This is a genomic window from Roseomonas aeriglobus (assembly GCA_016937575.1).
GTDB lineage: Bacteria > Pseudomonadota > Alphaproteobacteria > Sphingomonadales > Sphingomonadaceae > Sphingomonas > Sphingomonas aerigloba.
Genome location: JAFHKN010000002.1, coordinates 2,622,443 through 2,649,381 on the forward strand (window position 1 = coordinate 2,622,443; position 26,939 = coordinate 2,649,381).

The 26,939-nt window shown below is 68.6% G+C and carries 27 protein-coding genes; 6 read left to right on the forward strand and 21 right to left on the reverse strand.

Annotated elements, in window-relative coordinates; all coding sequences use genetic code 11:
* Window positions 1–15: 15 nt before the first annotated feature.
* From JW805_12990 to JW805_13070, 17 genes are all read right to left on the reverse strand, one after another.
* The gene (locus JW805_12990) at window positions 16–825 is read right to left on the reverse strand and encodes a DUF2163 domain-containing protein (protein MBN2972932.1); all 810 of its coding nucleotides are present in this window, start codon (window positions 823–825) and stop codon (window positions 16–18) included.
* Window positions 822–3,098, reverse strand: a complete 2,277-nt coding sequence (locus JW805_12995; protein ID MBN2972933.1) for a DUF2460 domain-containing protein — start codon at window positions 3,096–3,098, stop codon at window positions 822–824. Before JW805_12995 ends, JW805_12990 begins: the two co-directional genes overlap by 4 nt.
* The gene (locus JW805_13000; GenBank protein ID MBN2972934.1) at window positions 3,098–3,670 is read right to left on the reverse strand and encodes a hypothetical protein; all 573 of its coding nucleotides are present in this window, start codon (window positions 3,668–3,670) and stop codon (window positions 3,098–3,100) included. The genes JW805_12995 and JW805_13000 overlap by 1 nt, the downstream gene beginning before the upstream one ends.
* Window positions 3,663–3,830 (reverse strand): phage tail assembly chaperone, encoded by a 168-nt coding sequence (locus tag JW805_13005; GenBank protein ID MBN2972935.1) that lies wholly within the window; start codon window positions 3,828–3,830, stop codon window positions 3,663–3,665. The genes JW805_13000 and JW805_13005 overlap by 8 nt, the downstream gene beginning before the upstream one ends.
* A gap of 152 nt (window positions 3,831–3,982) precedes the next feature.
* Window positions 3,983–4,306 carry a gene transfer agent family protein gene (locus JW805_13010; GenBank protein MBN2972936.1) on the reverse strand — a complete coding sequence of 108 codons (324 nt, stop codon included), beginning with the start codon at window positions 4,304–4,306 and terminating at the stop codon, window positions 3,983–3,985.
* Complete coding sequence (locus tag JW805_13015; GenBank protein ID MBN2972937.1) at window positions 4,303–4,710, reverse strand: phage major tail protein, TP901-1 family; 408 nt, start codon at window positions 4,708–4,710, stop codon at window positions 4,303–4,305. Before JW805_13015 ends, JW805_13010 begins: the two co-directional genes overlap by 4 nt.
* Window positions 4,711–4,809: 99 nt before the next feature.
* Window positions 4,810–5,211, reverse strand: a complete 402-nt coding sequence (locus tag JW805_13020) for a DUF3168 domain-containing protein (protein ID MBN2972938.1) — start codon at window positions 5,209–5,211, stop codon at window positions 4,810–4,812.
* Window positions 5,208–5,384, reverse strand: coding sequence for a hypothetical protein (locus JW805_13025; GenBank protein ID MBN2972939.1), 177 nt, complete (start codon window positions 5,382–5,384; stop codon window positions 5,208–5,210). The genes JW805_13020 and JW805_13025 overlap by 4 nt, the downstream gene beginning before the upstream one ends.
* Window positions 5,381–5,866 carry a phage gp6-like head-tail connector protein gene (locus JW805_13030; GenBank protein MBN2972940.1) on the reverse strand — a complete coding sequence of 162 codons (486 nt, stop codon included), beginning with the start codon at window positions 5,864–5,866 and terminating at the stop codon, window positions 5,381–5,383. Before JW805_13030 ends, JW805_13025 begins: the two co-directional genes overlap by 4 nt.
* Window positions 5,867–5,877: 11 nt before the next feature.
* Window positions 5,878–6,402: a hypothetical protein gene (locus JW805_13035; GenBank protein MBN2972941.1), complete on the reverse strand. Its 525-nt coding sequence runs from the start codon at window positions 6,400–6,402 to the stop codon at window positions 5,878–5,880.
* Complete coding sequence (locus JW805_13040; GenBank protein MBN2972942.1) at window positions 6,402–6,665, reverse strand: hypothetical protein; 264 nt, start codon at window positions 6,663–6,665, stop codon at window positions 6,402–6,404. The genes JW805_13035 and JW805_13040 overlap by 1 nt, the downstream gene beginning before the upstream one ends.
* 126 nt (window positions 6,666–6,791) lie before the next feature.
* Window positions 6,792–7,835 (reverse strand): phage major capsid protein, encoded by a 1,044-nt coding sequence (locus JW805_13045; GenBank protein ID MBN2972943.1) that lies wholly within the window; start codon window positions 7,833–7,835, stop codon window positions 6,792–6,794.
* 70 nt (window positions 7,836–7,905) lie between these two features.
* Window positions 7,906–8,277, reverse strand: a complete 372-nt coding sequence (locus JW805_13050; protein ID MBN2972944.1) for an HK97 family phage prohead protease — start codon at window positions 8,275–8,277, stop codon at window positions 7,906–7,908.
* Window positions 8,265–8,525 (reverse strand): hypothetical protein, encoded by a 261-nt coding sequence (locus JW805_13055; protein MBN2972945.1) that lies wholly within the window; start codon window positions 8,523–8,525, stop codon window positions 8,265–8,267. Before JW805_13055 ends, JW805_13050 begins: the two co-directional genes overlap by 13 nt.
* Complete coding sequence (locus JW805_13060; GenBank protein ID MBN2972946.1) at window positions 8,522–9,613, reverse strand: phage portal protein; 1,092 nt, start codon at window positions 9,611–9,613, stop codon at window positions 8,522–8,524. Before JW805_13060 ends, JW805_13055 begins: the two co-directional genes overlap by 4 nt.
* A 148-nt stretch (window positions 9,614–9,761) precedes the next feature.
* Window positions 9,762–11,093 (reverse strand): DNA-packaging protein, encoded by a 1,332-nt coding sequence (locus JW805_13065; GenBank protein MBN2972947.1) that lies wholly within the window; start codon window positions 11,091–11,093, stop codon window positions 9,762–9,764.
* Window positions 11,090–11,569, reverse strand: a complete 480-nt coding sequence (locus tag JW805_13070) for a hypothetical protein (protein MBN2972948.1) — start codon at window positions 11,567–11,569, stop codon at window positions 11,090–11,092. The genes JW805_13065 and JW805_13070 overlap by 4 nt, the downstream gene beginning before the upstream one ends.
* Before the next feature lie 242 nt (window positions 11,570–11,811).
* Between JW805_13070 and JW805_13075 the strand changes: the two genes are divergently transcribed.
* Entirely contained in the window at window positions 11,812–12,429 is a 618-nt protein-coding gene (locus JW805_13075; GenBank protein ID MBN2972949.1) for a DUF4375 domain-containing protein, read from the forward strand.
* Window positions 12,430–12,456: 27 nt separating this feature from the next.
* Here JW805_13075 and dapF read toward each other — a convergent pair whose 3' ends face one another.
* Complete coding sequence (gene dapF / locus JW805_13080) at window positions 12,457–13,413, reverse strand: diaminopimelate epimerase (protein MBN2972950.1); 957 nt, start codon at window positions 13,411–13,413, stop codon at window positions 12,457–12,459.
* A 254-nt stretch (window positions 13,414–13,667) separates the two neighbouring features.
* Here dapF and JW805_13085 point away from each other — a divergent pair, with 254 nt between their 5' ends.
* A complete protein-coding gene (locus tag JW805_13085) occupies window positions 13,668–16,175 on the forward strand; it encodes a DUF2339 domain-containing protein (GenBank protein MBN2972951.1) in 2,508 nt (835 codons plus the stop codon).
* Here the strand turns inward: JW805_13085 and JW805_13090 are convergent.
* On the reverse strand, window positions 16,160–16,621 hold the full coding sequence (locus JW805_13090) for a hypothetical protein (protein MBN2972952.1): 462 nt from the start codon (window positions 16,619–16,621) through the stop codon (window positions 16,160–16,162). The genes JW805_13085 and JW805_13090 overlap by 16 nt on opposite strands.
* Before the next feature lie 91 nt (window positions 16,622–16,712).
* Between JW805_13090 and JW805_13095 the strand changes: the two genes are divergently transcribed.
* Both JW805_13095 and JW805_13100 read left to right on the forward strand, forming a co-directional pair.
* Window positions 16,713–17,276, forward strand: a complete 564-nt coding sequence (locus tag JW805_13095; protein MBN2972953.1) for a helix-turn-helix transcriptional regulator — start codon at window positions 16,713–16,715, stop codon at window positions 17,274–17,276.
* Between the two features lie 2 nt (window positions 17,277–17,278).
* The gene (locus JW805_13100) at window positions 17,279–18,121 is read left to right on the forward strand and encodes an endonuclease/exonuclease/phosphatase family protein (GenBank protein ID MBN2972954.1); all 843 of its coding nucleotides are present in this window, start codon (window positions 17,279–17,281) and stop codon (window positions 18,119–18,121) included.
* A gap of 213 nt (window positions 18,122–18,334) precedes the next feature.
* On the opposite strand, the gene bglX is transcribed toward JW805_13100, so the two are convergent.
* Window positions 18,335–20,683, reverse strand: coding sequence for a beta-glucosidase BglX (gene bglX, locus JW805_13105; protein ID MBN2972955.1), 2,349 nt, complete (start codon window positions 20,681–20,683; stop codon window positions 18,335–18,337).
* Window positions 20,684–20,857: 174 nt separating this feature from the next.
* Between bglX and JW805_13110 the strand changes: the two genes are divergently transcribed.
* Window positions 20,858–23,914: a TonB-dependent receptor gene (locus tag JW805_13110; protein MBN2972956.1), complete on the forward strand. Its 3,057-nt coding sequence runs from the start codon at window positions 20,858–20,860 to the stop codon at window positions 23,912–23,914.
* Between the two features lie 65 nt (window positions 23,915–23,979).
* Window positions 23,980–25,458 carry a Tat pathway signal protein gene (locus JW805_13115; GenBank protein MBN2972957.1) on the forward strand — a complete coding sequence of 493 codons (1,479 nt, stop codon included), beginning with the start codon at window positions 23,980–23,982 and terminating at the stop codon, window positions 25,456–25,458.
* A gap of 110 nt (window positions 25,459–25,568) precedes the next feature.
* Here the strand turns inward: JW805_13115 and JW805_13120 are convergent, their stop codons facing one another.
* A complete protein-coding gene (locus tag JW805_13120) occupies window positions 25,569–26,915 on the reverse strand; it encodes a beta-glucosidase (GenBank protein ID MBN2972958.1) in 1,347 nt (448 codons plus the stop codon).
* Between the last annotated feature and the right edge of the window lie 24 nt (window positions 26,916–26,939).

A 26,939-nucleotide genomic window follows, 5' to 3' on the forward strand; every position in this document is an offset into this window, starting at 1 on the left:
CGTCGTCCCCCGCGCTCATGCCGAGGGATAGCGCGTCAGCAGGTCGATCCCCGGCAGGAACGGCTCGCCGCGAAAGTTCACCGCATTGCCGAACCGCCCCGCACAGGTTGCCAGGCTCTTGTCGCACCCTTCGATCATCTCGCACCGGTCCCCCGGCACGATCGGATAGCGCGCCACGCCGGCGATCCGCACGACCGCGCCCTCCGCGGTCGCCACGACATCCTCCAGCCCGCTGTTCGCCCCGTCGAGACAGCGCAGCCGCCCGCCGGCCCAGCCACCCGCGACCGCCGGCCCGGCATCGAGCGTCACCGCATCGTCGACGACTCCCAGAACCCGCGCGATCCGCCGCCGCCCCGCCATCGCCACGCGGCAGCGCCGATCGCCCAGCTCGGCGCGACATTCGGGCGAGGTCGTCTCGCTGGCCGGCGCATCGAGCGCCGCGCCGCGACCGCGCAATTCGGCGGTGAAACGCCCGTCCGCGGTCTCGATCGCGCCCAGCACGCCGTCGCCCAGCGCGACGCGGTTCGCCGGATCGGTCCAGTCCACCGCAAAGATCGCGACCGCTGCGCCGTCCCACCGCCCGCCGAGCAGGTCGTCCTCGGTGATCGCCCCGCTCGTCAGCGCCCCCGCCACGTCCATCGTGTCGGCCCGCCCCGGATCGCGCCGCCGGATCGCCGAGGGCGTCATGCCCGGCGCCGCGCGATAGACGTTGCCGTCGATCACCAGGTCGCGATCATGCGCGGTCAGCCCGATCGCGATCCCGTCGCGCCGCTCGATCCGCCAGCACAAGGCAAGCGTGGTCAGCGGCCCCTCCAGCCAACTCATGCCTCGCGCACCTCGACCAGCGGCACCGATGGCGCCTCGCCTGCCAGAAACGTCGCCCGGTTCACGCTCAGGCTGTCCTCGGCAAAACGCACCGGTACATCGAAGTCGAAACTCGCCGTCACCACTGCTCCCGCGGCGGGCGGCGCATCGAACGCGACCTGCCCACCGGCCTCCAGCGTAAAGGCTGACGTTGCCGCACCGTTCACGAAGACGCTGAGCGTCCCCGGCGTCGGCCGCGTGATCCGCCGCACGATGCCCTCGTACCGCTTTACGAGGGCGAACCGCATCCGCGCCCCGTCGCCGGTTCCCAGCCGCTCGCCGACCACGCGCCAGTCGAACGGATCACGAAGGCGGAACGCCCGCGCCGGTCCCAGCCGCGCACGGTAGAAGGCAAGCAGCTGCGCGATATCCGCCTCGCTGCGCACGCCCGGCCCGACATCATATCGCGCCCGCGCCTGTTCCCAGGCGGCGTTGCGCGCCTCATGCCCGCCGGCACTGGCGACGATCGCGGTCGAATGTTCCGCCACCACCGCGACCTCCTGACCCAGCGCCAGCGGAAAGCGCACGTCGTCGAAAGCGATCACATCGTCCTCCCCGTCGAAATGGACAAATCCGTCACGCATCACCTGCGGCAGCGCCCAGATGAAGGTCCGCGCCACCCCGCGGCTTTGCGCCCGCACCGCCGCGGCATCGATCGCCGCCCATTGCGCGCGGTCCTCCGGCTTCAGCACGAAACCGGCGAAATAATGCTGTTCCTCGACTGGATAGCCGAGCCGGTCCCCCGCCGCCGCGATCCCGCGCGCGGTCGCCGCCGGATTGTCGAGCGCACACCAGTCATAATCCTCGAGTTGCAGTACATCGAATGCCGGCTTGGCCCAGCCGACCGGCAGGTTCGCGCGCTTCGCCTCGGGCGCCAGCGGGTCGAGGATCGTCGGCAGATAGGCGAGCAGCAACGTCTCCGCGTCCGGTGCCACTGCCCGTACCGCCGCGGTCAGCGCCGCGGTCGACGCCGCCAGCATCGCACCCGCCGCATCGAGCAGCGCGGTCTGCTGCGCATCCATCGGTGCGCGCATCGACGGGATCTCCACCGCCAGCGGCCCGAACGCCGCCCGCGCCGCCGTATCGTACAGGCACGGTCGCCCATCGGGCATCGTCCACCACCACGGCTCGCCGACCTGGAAGCGCACTGTCATCCCGGCGTCTTGGGCAAGTCCGGCGAACGCCACCGCGACCGCCTGAAGATACGCCATCGCCGTGGCGTTGGCTGGAGACAGCAACGCCGACGGCGGCGCCCACCCCGTCCGCCCCGGCGCTCCGTCCCACGCGCATTGCTGCCACGCTGCCGGCGCATGGGCGGCGAACAGTTCGTAGGACAGCGACCAGATCAGCTCAAAGCCCAGCGCCTTCGCGCGACTGGCGAAATCGCGGTGCCATGCCTGCGCCGCGACGTTCAGCGCACCGCCCGTCAACGTCGCGATCAACGCCGTTCCACTGTACGCGAGCCGGAAATAATGGCTCATCCCGACATAATGGTTGATCGCCCCGCGATACCCCAGGTGCAGCGCGTTGCGCAGCAGCCGCTCGGGCGTCAGGTGATAGCTGTCGTCATAACCGCTCGCGATCTCCAGCCCGTGCGCCGGCACGATCGTGTCGGCCAGCGACAGCACCGCGCCGGGGCCGTCACAGGCGATGTCGCTCAGTTCGACCCACCCCTCCTGCGGTTGCGCCAGCATCGCGTCGCTGGCGTCGTACGCCGGCGGGACCAGCGACACGAACATTCGGTCGACATCGCCCGCGAACACCGGATCGGCCTCGCCCGGCAAGGTGAAGCCGCCCGACACCGCCGCGAAATCGATCGCGATCGTCGCATCCTCCGGCGTGCCCTGCGCGTAATTCCACAGCCGCACATACCAGGCGCGCGGCGCCCCATCGGCGTCGCGCCCCTCGATCGTCAGCGTGGGCCCGTGGATCGCATCCAGCGCCTTGACCCCGTCCGACCGCCAGCGAAACCGCAGCCGACAGTCGCGGAAATCGCGCACGGTTTCATAGGCGAGCAGCGGATGGTCGTGGCGATCCTCCGCGTCCCAGATCAGCCCGGCCAGGTCGTCCTTGCGATAGAAGACGGCATCGACGCGCAGCGCGGTCTCGCTGGTCGTCACCACGCTCGCCATCATCGGCCGCGGAAAATTGACCGTCCAGAACCGCGGGTCGAAGCGGTGGATATAGCTCTCGATCCCGTCCTTCGGCCGGGCGGTGGCAAGCCAATGCGCCATCAGTCCATCCCCTCCAGTGCCGCGCGCACCGCTCGCGCGACCTGGCGTGCCGATCGCGCGAGCATCGCAGGCGCTTCGCCGCTGCCAGCACCCGACGGCGCAGCGATGGTGATCGACACCCGCACGTCGCGCGCGCCGCCCCGTCCCCCCGCATCGGCCACAACCCGCCCGCTGCTCGTCGGCACGAACAGCTCCGGCCCGCGCTCCCCGACCAGATAGGCCGCCCCCGGCGACACCGGCCCGCCGGTCGCGCGTCCCGGCAGGCCGAACGCGCCCGCCAGCACCGCCGCCAACCCGCCGCCACGGCCACCGCCGACTGCGGCGATGCCGGCCTTCAGCGCGGTCTCGGCGATCTCGCCCAGCACCGACAGCGCGACGCGGCGCAGATCCTCGAACCCCAGCTTGCCGGTCTGCACCGCACGCAACAGCCCTGCCTCCACCGCCCGCCCGGCGCGCGCGGCACCGGCCTCCATCGGGCCGTCCAGGCTGGCGCGCATGTCGGCGACATCGCGCGCAAACGCCGCCGTATCGGCGCGGACGCTGACGATCAGCCGTTCGATTTCCTCATCCATCGGGATGGGCCTCCATCAATGTCGTGAGATCGGCGGACGTGAGGGTCGGCACGGTGTCGGCCGGATCGCCGAACAGTGCGGCGACCTCGGCCGGGGTGGCCGACCAGAACGTGTCGGGCGCCCATCCGACGCCAGCGCAGACGCGCCCGGCGAGCCGCAAGGCAGCCCCCTGAAAATCCTCCCCGGCACGGGGAGGGGGACCAGCCGAAGGCTGGTGGAGGGGGGGCTCCACAGGCGACGTACTCGCGGCACGCCCCCTCCACCAAGCTGCGCTTGGTCCCCCTCCCCATTCTGGAGAGGATCTGACAGTCCTCACCGCCCCGCCAACACTTGTCGCAACACCTCGCGCAGCACCGGCGTCGCCGCCGCCAGTCCCCCCGCCACGATCGCCTCGCCGAACGCGTCGCGCGTCAGCCCCTCCGGCCGATCGCGCAGGCAATGCCAGAACAGCACGACCATCTCGCCGATCGCCAGTCGCCCGTCGGCCGCCCGCTCGACCAGAGCGAACAGCGGCCCCAATTCCCCCTCCGCCGCCACCAGCGCGGCAAAGGTCGGCCGCACCACCAGCACCTCGCCGCTCACGCGCAGCGCCGCTTCCCCCCGCGCGGGGTTCGCCCCAGGATCGACCGGCGTCATGCCGCCACCACCGCGCCCGAGCTTTCGAGCGCCAGCGTGTAGGTCCGCTCCCCGTTGAAGTCGCCGGCATAGTCCAGCCGGGTCAGCAGGAACCGCCCGGTCATCGTCTCGCCGCTTTCGAACGCCAGCCGATAATCGTCGATGCGCCCCGACAGCGCGGACGTCTTCAACCGCGCCTCCGCCGCGCTGCCGGTGAACACGCCGGCGCCCGACACGCTGACCGACCGCACCCCCGCCCCGGACAGCAATTCGCGCCAGCCGCCCGAATCCTTGCTGGTGATCGCCACCATCTCGCCGTTGATGCTCAGCTGCGTCGTCCGCAGCCCCGCCACCGTCGCGAACGCGGGCGGGCTCGCCCCGTCGCCGACCTTCAACAGGAACGCACTTCCCTTCTCCGCCGCCATGTCCTTGTCCTCCTTCGTGATTGGTCGCCCTCACCCTTCCGGCGCTTCGCGCCTCCCTCCCTCTCCCGATGGGAGAGGGAAAGGTGAGGACGATGGGACTCACCCAGTCGCCAGCATCCGCACCCGAAACTCGACCGCCGCGATCCACCGCCCTGGTCCATCCCCGGCGATGCGGCTGCGCAGGAAGGCGATGCTCGCCACCCGCCATCCGGGCAGATCGCGCGACAGCCCCGGCACCGCCGCCTCGACCGCGGTGACCAGCGTGCCGATCCGCGTGCTCGTCTCGGCCGCGTCGCGCAGGATCACCGCCAGTCGCAGCTCGCGGCCGGCGCGGTCCTTCGTTCCCCAGTCGCCTGCGACCGCCTCGCCAATCTCGGCATAGGGTGTGGAAGCGCGCACCGCGGGCCCCTCGACTACGCCGTTCAGCGTCGCCGCGAGCACCGGATCGGCGCGCAGCAGTGTCGCCAGCGCGGTCCGCGCCGCCGCCGTCGCCCCGCTCACAACCCGTCTCGCAGGTTGCGCAGCCGCGCATCGGTCAACCACCGCGCGCGCAATCGGCGGCCGCTGACCGCCACGCCGTCTGCCGTCTCCTCGGCCCGCAGACCGGGAACGCTTGCCAGATACGCCGCCACCCGCCGACGCCACCGCGCTGCGGCCCGCTCGGCCGCGGTCATGCCCGCACCGTCGCGGACAGGCGCAGCCGCCGGAACGGCCGCCACAGCGCCGCGACCGCCGCGGGCGGGGCGCTCGCATCCGCGCGGTCGACATAGAGGTGCGCCGCCAGTCGCACGACACCTTGCGCGATCGCCGCCGGCACGCCGGCCTCATCCTCGGCGATCCCCGCGCGGTACGTGACCGGCACCGCCCCGCCGCCGGTCACCCGCACCCACCCCTCGCCTACCGGATCGATGTCGATCGCATAGACGCCCAGCGGCAGCGCCGGCGCGCCGACCTGTGTGATCGTCGCAACCGGTGCCGCCGCCAACCGGTGCCAGACGCCATCGGCCGGAACCGTTTCGGTCAACTCGCTGCGGATCAGCCGCTGGCCCAGGAACGCCTCGCACAGCCCCCGCGCACTCGCGACCAGCCCGGCGATCAGCGCGTCGTCCTGCGTCGTCTCCAGGCGCAGATACGCTTTCGTCTCGTCGACGGTCATGATGTGTCCTTTCAAAATGCCAGCGACAGCCGCGTGCGCGGCCGGACCAGATCCCAGCCCGCGCGGTCGAAGCGCACGTCGACCGCGCATCCCGGCGTGACGAGCGAACTGTCGAAGAACAGCGGCCCGGCGACGCCCGCGACCGTCCGGATCACCGCCGCGGTCCGGCGGCTGGGGCCGGTCAGATAGCGCAGCGTCGTCCCCACCCGTTCGATCCAGACGAAGTCGGCGACGTCGAACGAATAGGCGCGATACTCGCCGCGTTCGAACACCTCGACCGCGCCGCCGCGGTAGGCGATGGCATAGTCGATCCCGACATAGCCGGTGTCCTCGTCCGGGTTCGCGGTGACGCCGATCATCAGGCGATCGGTGTTTCCGACGCGCTTCGCCCGCAGCACGACGTCGCCGGTGATCGCCGCCACCGACTTGGCCGGCGCATCGAAACTGTCGTCGAACCCGCCGGTCTTGGTGATCCGCCACACCCCGCCGCCGCGCGAGGCGACCGTCGTGTTCTGGACCGCGACGATGGCGACCATCAGTACAGGCCCACGATCGCTTGCGCGGTCGTGCCGCTCGCGCGCACGAACCGCGCGCGGATCGGCAGGATGGTGCCATCGGGCACGTTGAGCAGCGTCGCATCGCCGCCCGAGACACCCGCCAGCACGATCGTGCCCCCGGCGCCGACGTACAATGCCTTGGGCACATCGCTCAGCGGACTGGTGTCATGCGGCACGATCGCCACGAGCCGCGTCGCCGGCGCGGACGGCGCGTCCGCGACGTTAAGAAAGGGATCGGTCATTTCGAATGTCCTAGACAAAGCCCCTCCCCTTCAGGGGAGGGGTTGGGGTGGGGCGGTGCGGCAAGCCCGTCGGACGGAGACGGCTACGCCGCTCCGCCGCCCGGCCTTGCCGAGTCCGCTGGCGGCTCAGTTGGCGGAGAACCGCAAAACCTTGATCGCCTCGCTGTTGCTGACGGCCCCGCCCACCCGCTTCGTCGCATAGAAATGCACGAACGGCTTGTTGCTGTACGGATCGCGCAGGATCTGCGTCTCGGTGCGCTCGGCGATCAGATAGCCCGCCTTGAAGTTGCCGAACGCGATCGACAGGCTGTTGGCGGCAATGTCGGGCATGTCCTCGGCCTCGACCACCGGATAGCCGAGCAGAGTCGCCGGCTGCCCCGCCGCCAGGCTCGGCGCCCACAGGAACTGGCCGTCGCTCGTCTTGAACTTGCGGAGGCGCGCCAGCGTCGCCGAATTCATCACGAAGCTCGCCCCCTGCCGGTACGGCGCACGCAAGGATTGGACGAGATCGATGAGCCGTTCCTCCGGGTTCGCCGCAAACGCCCCCGCCGCTCCGGTCGGCAGATATTGCAGCGTCCCGAATGCCCGCGCGGCATCGCCCGTCGTCGCGACCGCGCTGCTCAGGAAGCCCTTCGGCCGGTTCGCCCCGTTACCCGACACGAATGCCGCCCCTTCGGCGCGCGCGAATTCGGTCGCGATCTCGCCTGCCAGCCACTCCTCGACGTCGAAGCTCGCGTCATCGAGCATCGCCTGGCTCGCCGCCGGATTGGCGTAGAGCTCGCCCATCGGCGGTGCGATCTCGTTGAAGGTCGGCGTCGCCGTTTCCGGCCGGCCGCCCGTCTCCCCCGACCAGCCCGACGGCGTGCCGCCGCTGGTCACCAGCTTGCGATATCCGGCGCTGCCGACCTTAACGATGTTCGCAATGGCGCGGATCGGCGAGATGCTCGCCAAGGTCGCGTCGATCGCCGCATCGATCTCGCGCGGCACCGCATAGCCGCCTGCAGCATCGCTGGTCCCGGACAGCGCCTTCATCTCGACGACGCTGCCCGACCGCACGAAGCTCGCAAAACCGCCGCGCGGCGCACTTCCCCCGCTCAACAGCGGCCGCGCGCCCGCCACGCCCAGCCCTTCCACCGCGGCAAAGCTCGCCGCCAGATCGGTCCCACTCATTCCCATCTCCCACCAAAAAAGGGCGCCGAACCGACCGGTCCGACGCCCACCAAAAGCCCTGTAAAATCCGTCAGTCCGACACGGCATGCACCCGTGCGAGCGGCTGCATCGGCTGCGCGACCAGGCTCACCTCGAGGAGCGCCACACGCCTGAGTTCCCGCCGCACGCCATGCCGCGCCTCCAGCGTGCGGTATCCGATCGACAGCCCGTCCACCGCGCCCGCCGCGACCAGCCGGGCAAGCTCGGGATCGTCGACCGACCCGATCGCCCGCAGCCCCCGCGCATCCTCCGCGACCGTCACCGACCCGACCGGGCGCCCGCGATGCTGCCACAGCAAGGGCACCGTCCCCGCCCCCGCGAACGCCCCCCGTCGAATGACATCGCCCCCGCGATCCGGCGCATCGAACACCGCCGCGTAGCCCGCGAACCCTACCGCAGCCATTCGCCGAACCCGGTCTTCACCGCGATCCCGACCAGCAGCAGCGCCAACACCAGCCGCACCACCCAGCCCAGCGCCGCGCGCACCGCCGATCGCTTGGCATCGCGCCACGCCCTGAGCAGCTCGCGCAGTTCCGCCAGGTCGCCATGCGCCGCATCGTCGGCCAGCCCCAACCGGGCCAGCGCGCGCGCCGTACCCAGCTCGACCGCTTCCTCGACGACCAGCCGCAACTCGTCGCGCCCCGCACTCATGCCCCGATCCCCAGCATCGCGCGCTTCTCCTCCACGCTCAGAAAGTCCGCCGCGGTCACCGACGCCCAGGCGCTCGCCCGGTCCTCCGCCAGCGCCGGCACCTTGTCGACGTCGACCGCCACCGCGGCATCGGCGAACCATGGCCGCAGCCCCTGACCCAGGCCCGACAGGATCGTCCCCGCCAGCGGCAGCACCGCCAGCCGCCACAACGCCCGGTTCGCCTCGCGGTAATTGGCGTAGGTCGCGTCACCGGGCAGCCCCAGCAGCATCGGCGGCACGCCGAACGCCAGCGCGATTTCCCGCGCCGCCGCCGCCTTCAGCCCGACGAAGTCCATGTCGGCGGGCGTCAGGCTCATCGCCTGCCATTTCAGGCCGCCCTCCAGCAGCATCGGCCGCCCGGCATTGGCCGCGCCTGCGAACCCTGCATCCATCTCGGCGCGCAACCGGTCGAACTGCTCCGCCGACAGCGCGGCGCCATCGCCGGGCTCATAGACCAGCGCACCGGACGGCCGCGCGGCATTGTCGAGCAGCGCCTTGTTCCACCGCGTCGCCGCATTGTGGATCGCGACCGCGCCGGCCGCCGCGCCCAGACACCCAAGGCCATAATGGTCGTCGAGCGGGTGGAACGCCTTCAGGTGCACCACCTCCTCGACCGACAACCGCACGGCGCGTTCGCCGACGCGGTAGCGGAACGCGACCGGCCAGCCGCTGGCGTCCGCCTCGATCGTCACCCGCTCGGGGCGCAACGCATAGAGCTCGCCGACGCCCCCCTGCCCGTCCCCGATCAGCTGGACATACGCATTGCCGTGCAACAGCAATTGCGCCGCCACCACCTCCAGCAACGCCTGCCCGCCCGATCGCGCGGTGACGAGCGTCGCCAGCGCGGGGTCGGACGCGGTCAGGGGCGCCCATCCGACGCTCTCCGCCACCAGCCGCACCGCCCGCTGCGCCACCGGGTTCGCCGCATAGCCGCTGCGCACCTGCGCCTCGTAACTCGTCGGCCATTCACCGATCGCGCCGCCCGAAGCCCCACGCGCCAACGCCGGACGCGACGCATCGCGCCCGGACTTTCGCCCGAACAATTTCATGTTGATCGCTCCCAAAACAATTCCTCCCCTGCAAGGGGAGGTGGCAGCCCGCAGGGCTGACGGAGGGGTGTCGAGCTATCCGGACAAGGTGACACCTCTCCGTCGCGCTAACGCGCGCCACCTCCCCTTCCAGGGGAGGATAGGCCCGCTACAACCCCCGCACCCCCGCGACCGCACGCCGCCCGAGCATCAGCTCCGTCACCGCCCACACCAGCGCGTCCGCGCGATCCGGCGACCGACCCGGCCCTTCATACGCCCCGCCGGCCAGCAGACCGCACAGTTCGTCCTCCAGCGCCGGAAACGCGCCGACATGCCGCATCCGCCCGCGTTCGTAGAGCGTCGCGACCGGCTCGGCGCGCGTCACCTTGCCGCGGCTGGCGTGGACCAGCTTCAGCGGCAGGCGCGTATCGGCGGCCAGCAGCACGCTCTTCACCATGTCGCCGCCCTGGTTCTTCTCGGCGACGACGCGGTCGGCCTTGTGTCGCAGGGCGCAGCCTGCCACTGCCGCGGCCCAGCCCTCGGGCGACGCGCCGGCCACGCTCGCATCCTCGACGACATACCCGATGCCGTCCGCCCCCAGCGCCACCGCGACGATCCCGCAGGCATCGCCCTCCGACCCCGCCGGCGGATCGACCCCGACGACGACACGCACGACCCGCGCCCGCCGCCGCTTGACCCGACACGCCTCCAGCCGCCCCCGCGACCACAACGCCCCCTCGACATCGTCGATCAGTTCGCCGTCCAGCTCCTGCCGCCCCAGCCGCGTGCCGCCATATTCGCTGAGCATCGCCGCGACGAAACTTGGCGGCAGGTGTACGTTGTCCCGCGTCGTCCCCCGCATGACGCTTTTCGTCGCCGCCGCCTCCCGCTCGATCGCGCGCAGCAGCGCCCCCGGTTTCGGCGTCGTCGTCACCAGCACCTGGGGGTGGTCGCCCAGCCGCAGACCCATCCGAAGATTGTCCCACGCCGCCTTGGCCGTGCCATGCCGCCATTTCGCCAGCTCGTCGCACCACGCCAGATGATGCTCCGGCCCGCGCAGGCTTTCGGGCGCAGCGGCGGAATAGACGAAGGCCTTGGCGCCGGAGGCGAATTCGATTTCGCCGCGATCACGGCGCCAGATGACGGCTTCGTCATCGCGGGCGACCGACAACAGGCCGGCCGCGCCTTCGATCATGACGCGGCACACATCGTCTCCGGTGCCGCCAACCAGCGCGAACCGCCCCTCGGGCATCGTGCGCGCCTTCTCGCTCAACCATTCCGCGCCCGCCCGCGTCTTGCCAAAGCCGCGACCGGCCATGATCAGCCAGATCCGCCAATCGCCATCCGGCGCGACCTGCCCGGTGTGACCGTGCCGCTCCCAGCGTTCCGTCAGTTCCCGCTTCTCCGGCCAGGGCATCTTGCTCAGGACCCAGGCCTGCTCCTCGGGTGTCCGCCCGACCAACAGGTCCAGCGCATCGCCGGCTCGCGCGCCAGCGGTCACGCTTGCTCCTGCGACGCCCGCCGCGCAAGCGCGGCAAGCTGCTTCAGGATCGTCGCATCGGTTTCCGCCTGCGTGGCGCGCCGCACCTTTGGCCCGCCACGCCCCCTGGGCTCTGTGCGACGGGCATCCCGCATCTTCAGAAGCGTGATGGCAAGGGTCGGATCGACCGCCGTTCCCGCCGCGTCGCCAGCTTCCTGCGCGATCAGCGCTTTCGACGCCAGATCGATCAGGGAGAGTTCGATCCGGTCGTACCCGGCCTGCAACGCTGCGTCCCATTGCGCCGCGAAGGCCGGATCGCGTCGCCGCAACTGATAGGCGCCGCGCGTCGACATGCCGACGGCGGCGCAGGATTTCGTGACATTGCACGACGTCATCAGCAGATCGAAAAATGCCTCGCGCTTGTCCGGCGTCCAGCCATCGCAGCGCCAGGTCCATCGCCCCGCCGTGTCCCCCGTCGCCCCATCCATGTCCGCCATGATCCACTCCCCCGGAAACGCGAACGGGCCGGCCGCGGCTTTGGTGAAGCCGCGCCAGCCCGTTCGCTTTGCAAAGCCGGGCCCCGCCGCCCCGACTCGCAATTCTTCAGCGTTCCTGTTATGTACCTAATGAGCGTGACGATGTCAAGCGCAAAGTACCAGATGGGTTAGCATGGTGTGGATACGGATGACCGTGTCGCGCCGCTCTTTCCGAACGACCCATGATACGCCAGCATGCCTGCATGACGAAGATACCCTGTGCTGGCTGTGGTGCGCTGATTCTGCCGACGACGGCCGAAAGCACCGGCGGCCTCTGCATGGCCTGTAAGAAGGGTATCAGGGGATCTATGGCTGACGCCCGCGCCTATCATCAGCGCCGGAAGGTCTATGATCCGATGCGGGCTCTTTGGGAGTCGCTGGTTGCACGTAGCGAAGCCGATTCCGATCTTCGCTCCTGGCAAGACCACGAAAAAATCTATTTCGCCGTGTCTCTGCTTGAAGGGGAAGTCTACAACGGCGGCTTCGACCAGTATTTTCACAACAGTGCATCAGATTATTATCCGCTCGCCGTCCAAGGCCTCAAAACAGTTGGCGCGCTGCAATCGCTGCAGATCGTTCAGGCCGCTGCCGATGTGCTATTCGGCCTAGATAGACCACCAACGGATCAGGCATTGCGTTGGCGAGTCCTTAATTCACGGACGCAAAACGTGTCCGAGATCGTGTCACGGCATCTCATCACTGCGCGACTGGAACATTTGGATCAGCAGTTCTGCCGGGACCCGGACCATTTGCCCGATCGCCTGACCGCTTTTGCGAATGCGACCGGGCTGGTCGCGCCGTTTGAGCTTGATCCGGGCTGACATCGCGCAGCTTCGATACCACGCTCTCTATTCCGAGGTCGCTCCTTCATCCAGAACCCGCGCCCAAGCCGCCACTTCATCCTCTCGCCGCCGCGTCACGACCAACCCCGACGCCACTCCACTCGCCAGGTCGACATCGACCGCGCCGTCCCACTCGAACGTCGCATTGCCCTGGATCGTCACCATCGCGCCATCCGCCGGCGCCTCCGCTCGCGCACGCACCCGGCCGCCGGGGTTGAACACCGTCGTCCACGTCCCGAACGGCACCCGCCCCGTCAGCCCGGCGGCAAAGGTCGATGCCGCCATCGCGCTGCCGCACGCATCGGTCAGCCCGACGCCGCGCTCGTGCGTGCGCACGAACAGGTCGTCTCCGCGCACCTCGACGAACGACACGTTCGCGCGGTCGACCAGCAGCTCCGGCCGCGCTTCGCACCAGCTGCCCAGCGCCACCAGCTCCGCCTCGTCGATCCGCTCCACGAACGTCACCAGATGCGGGTTCGGCATCGCGACCGCGGTAAAGGCACGCGAACTCGGCAGGCCCGGAATAAACGCGTCGATCGCCGGCATCGCGATGCGCACGCCGACCGCCGCCGGGTCGGTCGCCGCCGGCCCCGCACGCGTCTCGACACCGTAAACGCCGGGCAGGATGTCCGCGACATGCGCGACTTCGGCCCGCGACACCTTCAGTCGTACCCGCGCCGCCTCGATCCCCAGCGCCTCGAAGCCTGCGCGCGCGGTACAGCGCAGCCCGTTCAGGCAGGTCTCCGCCTCGCTGCCGTCCGAATTGAACATCCGCATGCCGAAATCGGTGTCGCCCGCGCCGGCGGTCAGCAACAGGATTCCGTCGCCCCCGACCGGCCCGTCGCGGTTCGCCAGTGCAATCGCAACCCGCGCCCATTCGGCATCGCTCAGATCGATCACGCGCGCGTCGATCAACGGGAAGTCGTTGCCGCTGCCGTGGCATTTGGTGAAGGCGAAGCGCATAAGCGTGTCTCGTATTGCGGTGAGGGTCGGCAACGCGTTGAACCGTTTCGACGCCCGCGGCAATGACGCCCCACCCGATCCTCCCCTGCAAGGGGAGGTGGCATCGCGTAGCGATGACGCAGCGGTGTAACCGGATCGAGAGGGGACACCTCTCCGACGCGCGTACCGCGCGCCGCCTCCCTTCGCAGGGAAGGGGTTGATCTTTCTACGCTTTCCGGGATGACGCCGCCCGTACATCCCTCTACCCTGTACCGGTGGACGTCACCGCCCTCCTTGCCATCGCTATGATCGCGATCGTCGCCGCCGGCTGGCAGCGGCTGCGGCGGCTGGAGGGGGAAGTCGCCCGTCTCCGCGAGCGGCTCGACGGCGCGCCGCCCGAACCCGCGCTGCGCCCGGATTACGCTGCCGACGTGGCAGCCTACACTGCGCCCGAGCGCCGTCCACCGGCGGTCGCGGTGCATGCGACACCACCGGATAGCCTGCCCCCGCCGGCCGACCCCGACTATTGGTCGCCCCCACCCGAACCGGCGCCCGAACCCGCCCCCGACCGCCCGACCTTCGAAAGCCTCGTCGGCGGGCGCCTGCCGATCTGGGTCGGTGGCGCGGCCCTGGTCGTCGCGGGCTTCTTCCTGGTGCGGTATTCGATCGAAAGCGGCTTGCTTGGCCCGACGGTCCGCGTCGTCCTCGCCGCGCTGTTCTCGATCCTGCTGGTCGCGGGCGGAGAACTCGCCGGGCGTCTGCCCGCCGTCCGCGACGACGCCCGCGTCGGCCAGGCGCTGACCGGGGCGGGGATCGCCAGCGCTTACGGCACGCTCTACATCGCGGTCGCGCAATATGCACTGGTCGGGCCCGTCGCCGGCTTCGCGCTGACGGTGATCGTCACCGCGCTCGCGCTTGGCCTGTCGCTCCGTCAGGGGCCGCCGACCGCGGTGATGGCGCTCATCGGCGGATTCGCCGCGCCCCTCGTCGCCGGCGTGTCGGAGGGCCAGCTGGGCGCGCTGCTCGGCTATCTCGGCGTGTTCATCGCCGCGCTGTTCGCGCTTGCGGCCTATCGCGGCTGGGCGTGGCTGGCGCTGGCAGCGATCGGCGCAGGGTTCGCCTGGGCCAATCTGCTCGTCGTGCTGCTGTGGGGCACCCATGTCGCGGGCGTGGCGGCGTTCGTCGTCGCGCTTGCGGTCGCCGGCACGATGGCGTTGCCGCGCACCGGGATCGCGAGCGCATGGCTGCGTGTCCTGCCGCTCGTCGCCGGGCTGGTCCAGCTGATCCTGTTCGCGCCGTCGCTCGATTACGACGCGACCGCCTGGAGCTTCTACCTCGTCCTCGCCGCCGCCGCCGTCGTGCTGGCGTGGCGCGAGGCGGTTCTGCTTCCCGCCGCCATCGCCGCCGCAGCGCTCGTCGCCGTGCTGATCGCCGCCGGCCTGTCCGCGCCCGAGCGTAGCGCGACGCCGGTCGCGGCGATCGTTGCGACGCTGCTGTTCGGCGCGAGCGGCCTTGCCCTGTCGCGACGCGCGCGCGGGTGGAGCGCCGTCGCCCTGCTCGGCCTTGGGGCGCCGGTACTCCTGACCCACGCGCTTGCCCCGGCCCTGCTGCCGGATATCGGCTGGACCGGCCTCGAGCTCGTGCTGGCCGCGGCGAGCGCGGTCCTCGCCTGGCGACACCGCGACCGCGTGGACGCACGCGACCTGGGGCTGGTCGGCGGCACCGCACTCGCCACGACGCTTGCCGCGACCGGTCTGGCAACGCTGGTCGGGCCGAGCTGGGCACCGACCGCGCTTGCCGTGGTGCTCGCCGCGCTCGGCGTGTGGGCGCAGCGGCTGGGCGACCGCGATGTGGTGCGCCTGCCGATCCTGCTGCTCGCGGCGATCGCGCTGCTCGCCGTCGCCACGCTCGGGCAATGGGCGCTGCTCCTCGCGCAGAGCCTGATCGGGGAGGAGCTGACCCATCCCCTGTTGCCGCCGCTCGTCGATGTCATGACGATGGCCGCGCTGCCGGTGCTCGTCGCCGCCGCGCTGTTCCGGCTGCCCGCGGTCTATGCCCCGCACCGGGCGACGGTGGCCGCGGCGCTGGCCGTGGTCGCGACGTTCGTCCTCTACAGCCTCGCCAAACAGCCGCTCGCCATCGCCGATGCGTCGGACTTCGCGCGCCTGGGCTTCCACGAACGCGCCGCCATCACTCTCGCAATCGCCGCCGCCGGGGTCGCAGTTCGCCTCAAGACCCCGTTGCAGCGCACCGGCGCGACGCTCGTCGTCCTGGCCATCGGCCGCTTCGTCTGGTTCGACCTCTTCCTGCTGAGCCCGCTGCACACTCCCCAGAGCGTCGGCGCCATCCCGCTGCTCAACACCGCGGTTCTCCTCCCCGCGCTGCTTGCCTTCGCTGCCCGCATGATGGCGTGGCGCAAGACGATGCTCGCACTCACCCTGGTCGCGGTCGTCGCCGCGGTCCGCCAGGCGACCCATGGCGCCCTCCTGACCGGTCCGCTCGGCAGCGGTGAAAACTGGCTTTATTCCGCCGCCCTCTTGGGCCTCGCGATCGTCTGGCTGTGGCGCGGTCTGGCCACCCACGACCGCACCACCCGTATCGCCGCGCTCGGCTTGCTGACCGCCGCCACCGTCAAGGTCTTCCTGATCGACGTCGCGGCGCTGGGCGGCCTGCTGCGCATCCTCAGCTTCCTCGGCCTCGGCCTCGCGCTGATCGGCATAGGCTGGACGTACAACCGCGTGATCGCCCAACCCAAAGCCGAACCGCCTCAGCCCAGCTCATAGTGATCCGCCAGCCGGTCGAGCGCCAGGCCCAGCACCAGCTTGCCCGCGCGCGCCGGCCAGCCGAGCCCCTTCTCCGCCGCCGCCAGCCCCTCGTTCGCGCACACCACGCGCCACAGCACGTCGCGCAAGCCCGGCCCGACCGCCGCGGCTGCCGCATCGAACCGCCGCTTCGCCGCGATCTGCGCGAGCGTCGGATCGACCGCCTCGCCCCGTCCCCCGCGCGGGCTGGCGTCCCAGCGCATCGTCACGCGGGCCCCGAGCGACGCCGTCTCGAAATCCGCCCGCAGCCGCTCCCCCGCCTCATATTGCCGCGCATCGACATGCCCGCGCGACCTCAGCCATGTCAGCGGCGACTCCCGCAGATTCACCGTAACGCTCCGCCCCCCCCGCACCGCGTCCGCCTGCACCCGCCCGTCCGCAAAGCTCCGCTCGACCAGTTCCCGCATGCCCGCCTCCTTTCGATTCGCAAGACGGGTTGCCACAGACGCATGTTTGTAGGAAAGTGATTTTACCAGATCGGTTATTTAAGGATCGCCCATGATCACCGCCATCCGCGAAGTCCGCCGTGCCAAGGGCATGACGCTCGACGATGTCGCCCGCGCCTGCGTGCCGCCGACGACTGCGCAGACGATCGGCCGGCTGGAGACGGGCACGCGCACCGTCTCGGTCGGGTGGCTGAACCGCATCGCCGCGGCGCTGGGTGTAACGGCCAGCGACCTCGTCACCCTGCCCGACCGACCCGACGTCGCGGTCGCTGCGCTGCTCGGACCCGATGGCGCGACCGCGCCGAAAAGGCCCGCGACCGCCGCCGCCCCCGTGCCGGCCGGATCGATGGTTGCAGTGCGCGTGACCGGGGGGGTCGGCGATTACCGCACCGGCGACGAGATCTGGTGCGACCGCCTCGACCCGCAAGCCTTCGCCCGCGCCCTCAACCGCGACGTGCTGGTCCCGCGCCCGGCGGGCCGCTATCTGTTCGCCCGGCTGATCGGTCGCGAGGGCGATAAGCTTCATCTGCTCCCGCTGGGGGCGGGTACTCGACAACAGGTGGTCAGCGATCCGCCGTGGATCGCTGCCGCCGTCACCTTGATTCGAAAGCTCTGACCATGATCCGCCGCTGCCTTGCCCCGCTGCTCGCGTCCCTCCTCGCATTCGCGGCCATGCCCGCCGCCGCGCAGGCGCTGAAGGTGATGACCTTCAACGTCCGACTGCCGATGGAATCGGACGGCGCCAACCGCTGGGAAGCCCGCCGCGATCTTGCCGCGCGTACCATCGCGCGCAGTGGCGCCGCGGTGATCGGGACACAGGAGCTGTTTCAGCGCCAGGGCGACGACCTGATCGCGCGCCTGCCCGGATACAGATGGTTCGGCATCGACCGCCGCGGCGGACATGCCGACGAACATATGGGCGTCCTCTACGACACCCGGCGACTGACGCTGGTCGACAGCGGCGACTTCTGGCTGTCCGACACGCCCGACGTGTCCGGATCGATCAGCTGGGGCCACCCATTGCCGCGGATGGTCACCTGGGGCATTTTCGAACGCAAGCGCGACAAGCGTCGCTTCCGCCTGCTCAACACGCATTTTCCCTATCGCGCGGAGGACGAGGCGGCGCGCGAAAAGGGGGCGAAGCTGATCGTCGCGAAGCTTGACACGCTGCCGGGCGCCGACCTGCCGACCGTTCTGACGGGCGACTTCAACACAGTCCCCGAAAGTGCCACGCACCGCGCCCTCGCTGCCCGGCTGAGCGATGCCTGGACGGCAGCCAAACGGCGCGCCGGACCGGACAAGACCTTCCACGGTTTCAAGGGCACGCCCGATCGACGGATCGACTGGATCTTCACGCGGGGGTTCACGGTAACGCGGGTGCAGACGCTGACCGATCACCAGGGCGTGGTCTGGGCGTCGGATCACTTCCCGGTGGTCACGGATTTGCGGTTCGCGAAATAACGATCCTCCCCCGCACGGGGAAGGGGACCGCCCCCTCAGCGGGTGGTGGAGGGGGCGGGCCGCACACGAGTCATTCGTGGAGAACCCCCTCCACCACGCTGCGCGTGGTCCCCCTCCCCGTGCCGGGGAGGATCCTGCACGCTACTCCGCCAAAGTAGCCCCAATCCTCCCCTGCAAGGGGAGGTGGCAGGCACGCGCCAGCCGCCGGTGCCCTCACTCCGCCAGCGTGAACTTCACCCCCGTCGGCAAATCCGACGTACCGCCCACGAACAGCTCGAACTCACCCGGCTCCGCGCCCCAGCTCATGTCCTGCCGATAGAAGGCCAGGTCCTTGTCGGTGATCCTGAACGTCACGCGCCGCGATTCACCCGGCCTCAGCACGATCTTCTGAAACCCCTTCAGCTCCTTGACCGGCCGCGTCACCGACCCCACCAGGTCGCGGGTGTAGAGCTGGACGATCTCCGTTCCACTGCGCTTGCCCGCATTCGTTAGTGTGACGCTCGCTGTCAGCGTCTCGCCCGGTCGGATCGACGTCTTGTCGATCGTCACCGGCGAATAGGTGAAGCGCGTGTAGCTGAGGCCATGCCCGAACGGCCACTGCGGGCTGTTCGGTGAATCCAGATAGCGCGACAGATACTTCTGCCCCTGCTTCTCCGCGGTATAGGGCCGCCCCGTATTCTTCATCGAATAGAAGATCGGCACCTGCCCGACCGAGCGCGGGAAGGTCATCGGCAGTTTGCCGCTCGGGTTGTAATCGCCGAACAGCACATCGGCGACGGCGGTGCCGGCCATGGTGCCGGGATACCACGCCTCCAGGATCGCATCGACATTGTCCGCCGCCCAGGGAATCGTGTTCGGCCGGCCCGACAGCAGCACCAGCACGATCGGTTTGCCGAGCGTCTTCAGTTGCTTGAGCAGAGCTTCCTGATTGCCCGGCAGGTTCAGGTCGGTGCGGCTGGCCGCTTCGCCGGTCATGTCCCAATATTCGCCCATCGCCGCGACGATGACGTCGGCGTTTTTCGCCGCTTCCATTGCCTCCGCAAAGCCGTCGGTCTTGCCGGCGTCGGCGAACTGGTAACTCGCGCCCTTGGCATAATTCACCGTGACGCCCTTGCCGGCTCGCGCGCGGATCCCTTCCAGCAGCGATACCGGGCGTGTCCGGCTGCCCTGGCCCGCCCAACTGCCGATCATGTCGGCCTTGCTGTCGGCCAGCGGCCCGATCAGCGCGATCGTCTTGGCCGTGGCGGCGAGCGGCAGCACGTCGTTCTGGTTCTTCAGCAGCACCATCGACTTGCGCGCGACGTCGCGGGCGGCCTCCAGGAACGCGGGCGTCATCACATTCGCCTTCTCGCGGCTGGCATCGCTGTAGCGATACGGATCCTGGAACAGGCCCAGCCGATACTTCATCTCCAGCACGCGCCGTACGGCGTCGTCGATCGTCGCCAGGCTGACCCGCCCTTCCGCGACCGACTTGGCGAGGTGGTTGAGGTAGACCGCACCCTGCATGTCCATGTCGACGCCGGCGTTGATCGCCTGTTCGCCGGCTTGTTTTTCATCCTTCGAGAAGCCGTGCGGGATCATTTCGTTGATCGACGTATAGTCGGTCACGACAAAACCCTTGAACCCCCACTCCTTGCGCAGCACGTCGCTCAGCAGGAAGCTGTTGCCCGATGCCGGCACGCCATCGACCTCGTTGAAGCTGGTCATGACGGTCGCCGCTCCGGCATCGACCGCGGCCTTGTACGGCGGCAGATAGGTTTCGCGCAGCTCGCGCATCGACATATCGACCGTCGAATAGTCACGCCCGGCTTGTGGTGCGCCATAAGCGGCGAAATGCTTCACGGTCGCGAGCAGTGAGTCGGTGTCGCCAATCTTCTTCCCCTGGAAGCCCTTCACCCGCGCTTCGGCGATGCGGCTGCCGAGGTAGGTGTCCTCGCCCGCGCCTTCGGACACGCGGCCCCAACGTGGGTCGCGGCTGATGTCGACCATCGGCGCATAGGTCCAGTGGAGCCCTTCGGCCGCACCTTCGGTCGCCGAGATACGGGCCGATTTCTCGATTGCCTCCATATCCCACGACGCCGCTTCGCCGAGCGAGATCGGGAACATCGTGCGGTGGCCGTGGATCACGTCGTAACCGAACAACAGCGGAATCTTCAGCCGCGTCCCCTCGACTGCCAGCTTCTGCAGTTCGCGCGTATAAGCGACCGAATGCGCGTTGAAGATCGCGCCGACCTTTCCCGCGGCAATGTCTTCCTTGTAGCCCGCCCGCAGCGTCGGCCCGGTCGACACCCAGTCGCTGGTCAGCAGGGTCAGCTGACCGATCTTCTCGGCCAGCGTCATCTGCGCCATCAACTTGTCGATGAAGGCGCGCATTTCCGGCCGGTCGCCCCACACCGCGGGCGTCGGGCCGGAGGGCGTCTCGACCAGCGGCGCCGCATTCGCGCCGGCCGCGGCGGTCGCGGCGGGCTTTGCCGCATCGCGCGCGACAAGCGGCGTGGCGCCCAGCCCGGCGATCAGGCTCGCGCCCAGCAACAATCGGGTGGCGGGACGGGTGGTGGTCAAACTGGCTCTCCCTGTACGCGTCGAACTTGGTTCCGCCGATCCGGGCACGCCCGGCAGAAAGCCGGCCGACTGTGACCAAATTGCCTCTTGACGACAGGCGCCCCGCGGATCGATTAGGGGGGATGTAACCGTTTCCAAATCCGGTGACAAGGAAACAGGGGAGGATTTGATTCGATGGCTAAGGGGTTTAGCGCGGGCACGGCCCGCCGTTCGCGTATGGCACTGGCCGGCGCACTGATGCTCGGCACGGCACTGTCGGCCGTCGCGGTGGCGACGCCGGCGGCAGCACAGGTCGACAACGCGTCGCTGCGCGGGCGCATCACGGCACCGGCGGGCGGCGCGCCGAGCGAGGTCGTCGCGATCGAGGTCAACACCGGTTATCGCCGCACCTCGAACGTCGCCGCAGACGGCACCTACAACTTCCCGGCACTTCGTGCAGGCAGCTATCGCCTCGAAGTGACGACGCCGACCGGCACCCGCTCGACCGACACGTTCACGCTGACCGTCGGCCAGGGCGCGGTGTTCGACTTCGACCTGACGCCTGCCGCCGGCACCCCGGCGCCGGGTGCGACGGGTACGGAGACGGCCGGCAGCGAGGGCGACATCATCGTCACCGGCAGCCGCATCCAGACGATGCAGGGTGGCGAAGTCGGCACGACCATCACGCAGCGGCTGATCCAGCAGCTGCCGCAGATCAACCGCAACTTTCTCGCCTTCGCCGACTTGGCGCCAGGCGTGGTGTTCAACACCAACAGCGCCGACCAGTCGAACCTTCAGGGTGGTGCGCAGCGCTCGAACGGCGTCAACGTCTTCATCGATGGCGTCGGGCAGAAGGACTATGTCCTGAAGAACGGTATCACCGGCCAGGATTCGACGACGGGCAACCCGTTCCCGCAGCTCGCGATCGGCGAATACAAGGTCATCAGCTCCAACTATAAGGCGGAGTTCGACCAGGTCAGCTCGGTCGCAATTACCGCGACGACCAAGTCGGGCACGAACAAGTTCGAGGCATCGGGCTTCTTCGACTATACCGACCAGACCCTGCGCGATGCACGCCCGAACGAGCTGTTTCCGGCGAACGCACGCAAGATCATCAGCAAAGAAAAGCAGTTCGGCGGCTCGCTCGGCGGTCCGATCGTCAAGGATCTGCTGCACTTCTTTGCGACCTACGAAGGCAAGCGCATCGTCCGGCCGCGCGACATCACCATCCCGGCGAACCTCGCCAGCGCGATTACCCTGTTGCCGGCCAGCCTCGCGGCCAATTACGGCACCGCCAACGAAACATTCAACGAGAACCTCTACTTCGGCAAGCTGAACTTCGCGCCGACGCAGGCGGATCTGTTCGAATTCTCGGTCAAATACCGGGATGAAGACGGCGAACAGTTCAATAGCGGCATCAATGCCTTCGAAACGCGCACTATCGCCAGCGTCAAGGAACTCCGCGGCCTCGCCCGCTGGCAGCACAGCGCCGATACGTGGGTAAACGACTTCAAGGTCGGCTACGAAGACGTGAAGTGGAACCCGCGCCCGTTCAACAACGCGATCCGCAGCGTGTACAATGTTCAAATCGTCAATCCGAACAACGCCGCCCAGCTGATCCGTGGCGACATCCTGACGGTCGGCGGCGGTCGCAACTTCCAGGACAAGGGTCAGAAGGGCTGGCAGATCTCCGACGACTTCACCTTCACGGGGTTGGCCGGCCACACGATCAAGGTCGGCGTGAAAACCAAGTGGGTGACGCTCAACACGCTGGAGCTGAACAGCTTCAACCCGGAAATCCGTTACTTCACGCCCGTCGGTGCGACGACGCTGAACACGACGATCCCTTACACGATCAACTTCCAGGCGCTGGCCGGCGGCTTCGCCGATCGCCAGATCAGCTCGAAGAACTTCCAGCTCGGCATCTACGCGCAGGATGACTGGGACGTCACCGACCGCCTGACACTGAACCTCGGCATCCGCTGGGACTACGAACGCACGCCGGCGTTCCTCAACTACGTCCACCCCGCCGCCCAGGTTGCCGCCGTCCAGCCCGCAAACTACCCCAACCTCAACGGCGCCAACTATAACATCAACGACTATATCTCGACCGGCAACAACCGTCGCGCGTTCAAGGGCGCCTTCCAGCCGCGTCTGGGCTTCAGCTACACGCTCGACGATGCTCAGCGCTTCACCGTGTTCGGCGGCTACGGCCGATCCTACGACCGAACCCAATTTGATTTCATTCAACAAGAACTTACCCAGGGTTCCGGGGCCAGCCGTACGTTCAACTTCCTGAACAGCGGCCTGCCGGCGAGCGACCAGTGCACCGCGAGCGCAACCTGTATAGCATTCAATCCTGCCTATCTGACCGAAGCCGGTCGAAACGCGCTGATCGCCGGCCTGCCGGCCGGGGCCGGTCGCGAACTGCGCTTCATCAAGAACGACCTGCGCATGCCCTATTCGGACCAGTTCAGCCTGGGTCTGCGCGGCAACTTCGGCGCGCTTGAAACCGAAGTCGGCTATTCGCACGTGCTCAGCCGCGACGGGTTCGCCTATCTGCTCGGCAACCGTCGTCCGGGCGGGCTGTTCTTCCCGGCGACCGGCAACCCGGATTCACCGTTCGGCTTCCCGCCGTCGCCGTTCGGGTCGATCATCATCGGCGACCAGGGCCTCGCGACCAACGCCGACTCAGCTTACGCCAAGCTGGTCAAGCGCTACACCGCGGCCTCGCCGTGGAGCCTCGATGCGACCTACACCTACACCGAGGCGACGGAAAATCGGCAGTTCAACGAGACGTTCAGCCTCGATTACTCCAGCATTGGCGAATATCCGTTCCGCCGCTCGGCCGGGGTGCGCAGTCACCGCTTCGTGATGGCCGGCACCGCCGACATCCCGTTCGGCTTGGTGCTGTCAGGCAAGTTCCAGATCGCATCCCCGGCGTGGCTGAAATCGTTCGTGACCACCCCCGGGACGACCGGCCCCGGAACGAAGGATATCGTCGCTGTCGAAGCCGACGGCAACGGCGACCGCTGGGGCTATCGCCAGATGGACTTGGCGGTTCAGAAAAACATCGGCCTGAACTTCCTGCGGGAGGGCACGCAGATCTGGGTCCGCGCCGACATCATCAATCTGTTCAACGACCGAAACTATAACGGATTCAATTCGACGACCGGTCGTCGCGACCTGAACAACTTCAACACCGACGGCCCGCCGCGAACCGTAAAGGTGTCGACCGGCTTCAACTTCTAAGCTTTCCTCCCCTCCCCGCGCGACGTTCCGGCGTTGCGCGGGGATTTTTACATCCGGAGACATGCATGTTCCTGCGTACCGCAGCCGCCGCCCTTGCCCTGCTGACCGGCGCCTGCGCCACGCCCCCGCTGCCGTCGACGGCTACGCCCGCCCCGGCGTGGCGCGCGTCACCCGATCAGGCCGCGTTCGTCGACGACCTGTCGCAGCGCACCTTCCGTTATTTCTGGGATACCACCGATCCCCGGACCTGCTTGGCGCCGGACCGCTGGCCGTCCACACCCTTCTCCAGCGTTGCGGCGATCGGTTTTGCGCTGACCGCGTACGGCATCGGCGCCGAACACGGATGGGTGTCTCGTGAGGAGGCGGCCAAGCGCACCGCCGACTGCCTCGACTTCCTCTACGCCCTGCCCCAAGGCCCCGAAGCTTCGGGCGTCGCCGGGCACAAGGGCTTCTTCTACCATTTCCTCGATTTTCAGCGCGGCCACCGCTACCGCACGGTCGAACTCTCCAGCGTCGATACCACGCTGATGCTGGGCGGCGCGCTGTTCGCGCAAAGCTATTTCGACCGCGCCACCGCCGATGAGCGCCGCATCCGCGACATGGCGGAAAAACTCTATAGGCGCGTCGACTGGACCTTCATGCAGCGTGGCCCCGCCGACAAGCCCGCCACCAACCTGCCAGGCTCCAAGGGCCTGTCGATGGGCTGGCGGCCCGAGCGCGGGTACGAACCGCACGACTGGGTCGGGTATAACGAAGGGATGCTGGTCTACATCCTGGCGCTCGGATCGCCGACGCATCCGGTCGGCAAGGAGGCGTGGGACGACGGCTGGGCGCGGAAGCTGCCGGAGGACTGGGGCCAATATATGGGCCAGACCTATCTGACGTTCGAGCCGCTGTTCGGCCACCAGTACAGCCATGTCTGGGTCGACTTCCGCGGCATCACCGAGCCCTTCATCGCATCGAAGGGCATCGATTATTTCGAGAACAGCCGCCGCGCGACGCTGGCGCAGCAGGAATATGGCCGCCGTAACCCGAACGCCTGGGTCGGCTATGGCGACCATATGTGGGGCTGGACCGCCTCCGATGGGCCGGAAAATTCCTCCGGCAAGCGGATCGTCAACGGTCGCGCGCGTACGTTCCAGACCTATTCGGCGCGCGGCGTCAGTCCGAGTGTGGTACGCGACGACGGCACGCTGGTCCCGACCGCACCGGGCGGGTCGATACCCTTTGCCCCTGAGGCGACGATCCCCACGCTGATGGCGATGAAGGACCGCTACCCGCGCGCCTGGGATCGTTACGGCTTCCGCGACGCGTTCAACCCCAGCTTCACCTTCACCGATCCGCCGAGCCGGTCGGGGACGGTCGATGCGCGGGACGGCTGGGTGGCGAACGACTATCTGGGCATCGACCAGGGCCCGATCCTAGCGATGGCGGAGAATTGGCGCAGCGGCCTCGTCTGGAAAACGATGCGCAAGAACCCGCACATCCGCCGCGGGCTGACGCGGATCGGTTTCTCGGGCGGCTGGCTCAGCGAGAAACGCTAGACCAGTGCCCCGGCGAAGGCCGGGGCCCAGTCACGTCGGTCAAGCGACGGCGGAATCAAGTCGATAAACCATTGCAGTTGGGCCCGGCCTTCGCCGGGGCGCATGCCGGTTCAATCGTTCAGCACCGCACCATTCGTCGCGATGACCTGCGAATAGAGCTTAGCACTGTCCTTCGGCGTCCGTTCCTGTGTCGCAAAGTTGACGTGAACCATGCCGAACCGCTTCGTATAGCCGAGCGACCATTCGAGATTGTCGAACAACGACCACAGCATGTAACCGCGCACGTCGACTCCGGCGGCGATCGCGTCGCTGACCGCCGCCCAATGCTTTTTCAGGTACGAGACGCGCAGCGGATCGTGGACCGCGCCGTCCTCCGCTTGAGGCGGATCGTAGAACGCGGCGCCGTTCTCCGTGATGTAGAGCGGCAGGTCGCCGTAGCGATCCTTGAACCACAGCAGCAGGTCGGTCAGGCCGCGTGGGTACACTTCCCACCCCGTCTCCGTGTAGGTCGCATCCTGCTTCACTGTGGCAGTGCGCAGCAGGAAGCTGTCGCCATCCGCTACGACGTTGCGGGTGTAGTAATTGATCCCGACGAAATCGAGCGACTGGCGGATCAGCGTCAGATCCTCCGCCGGGAAGTCCGGCCAAGCCTCGCCGAAGATTCCCCGCATCTCGTCCGGGTAGCGGCCAAGCATCGCAGGATCGAGATACTGGCGGTTCATATACGCGTCCGCCCGCTTTGTCGCCGCATGGTCCTCGGCACTGCCCGAAGCCGGGTATTTCGGCTCGATGTTCACCACCAGTCCGATCTGGTGCGCGCCGATTTCGCGGTACAGCTTCACCGCTGCGCCGTGGGCGCGCATCATATTGTGGCTGGCGATCGGCGCCTCGAACATGTTCTTGTGGCCGGGCGCGAGCGCGCCGTGGAGGTAGCCGCCATCGCTGACCACCCAAGGCTCGTTGAGCGTCACCCATTTCTTCACGCGCCCGTCGAGCCGTTCGAACAGGACGCGGGCATAATCGGCGAACCAGTCGGCAATGTCGCGGTTGAGCCACCCGCCGCGGTCGTCGAGCGCTGCGGGCAGGTCCCAGTGAAATAGCGTGCAGATCGGCTCGATGCCGTTCGCGAGCAGCGTGTCGACCAGTCGCTCGTAGAAGGCCAGCCCCGCCTCGTTCACACGCCCCGTCCCTTGCGGCAGCACCCGGCCCCAGGCGACCGAGAAGCGATAGGCCTGGAGGCCTAGCCGCTTCATCAGTGCGACGTCTTCCTCCATCCGGTTGTAATGGTCGCAGGCGACATCGCCGCTGTGGCCCGGTGCCGCCATCAACCGCGGGTCGTGGCAGAAGCGTTGCCAGATGCTCGGCCCTGCGCCATCGGCGAGCGGCGAGCCTTCCACCTGATAGGCAGCGGTGGCGGCGCCCCAGAGGAAGCCGTCGGGAAACGATACGCGCGTCATGCTATATCCTGTGCAATGAATCTG